General features: G+C 35.6%; 1 protein-coding gene. It reads right to left on the bottom strand.

The window, feature by feature from the left end:
• Nucleotides 1-626: purine-nucleoside phosphorylase (gene deoD / locus V4T18_RS18305; RefSeq protein ID WP_332651893.1), on the bottom strand; the 626-nt coding region annotated here is incomplete at both ends.

Here is a 626-nt window from a genome sequence, read left to right as displayed (position 1 = left end):
GTTTGTCTCTCTTCTTGTGTTGTTTGTTCATGTGTAATCATGTGGTCACTCACTGTTAAAATGGTTAATGCTTTAGCTCCAGCACTAGCAGCATTTAAATATAAGCTTGTCGTTTCCATTTCTTCCGCTAATATTCCCATCTTAGCCCACTTTTCTGTTGCCGTTTCATCCGCATTATAGAAAACATCACTAGATAGCACATTTCCTACATGAACCTGATAATTCTTATCATCAGCTATTTTCTTAGCTTTCTCTAATAATTCATATGATGCTGTTATTGGAAATTGACCTGGAAGATTAAATTGATGTGCAAAATTTGAATTTGTTGCTGCACCCATCGCAAGAATAATATCATATAACTTAATATCTTTTTGCATAGCCCCACATGAGCCTATACGAATTAAATTTTTAACGCCAAAAATATTAATTAGTTCCCATGAATATATCGCCATTCTTGGTGCCCCCATACCGGTACCCATAACAGAAACTTTCTTTCCTTTATATTCGCCTGTGTACCCCAGCATCCCCCTAATTTCATTAAAAAGAACTGGTTTTTCTAAATAGTTTTCAGCTATAAACTTTGCACGAAGTGGATCTCCTGGCAAAAGTATAGTTTCAGCTATTTC

It is taken from the genome of Lysinibacillus sp. 54212 (assembly GCF_036662795.1).
Classification (GTDB): Bacteria; Bacillota; Bacilli; order Bacillales_A; family Planococcaceae; genus Lysinibacillus_B.
Note: the sequence above shows the minus strand (reverse complement) of the source record. Positions and strands in the feature narration are given on the sequence as shown.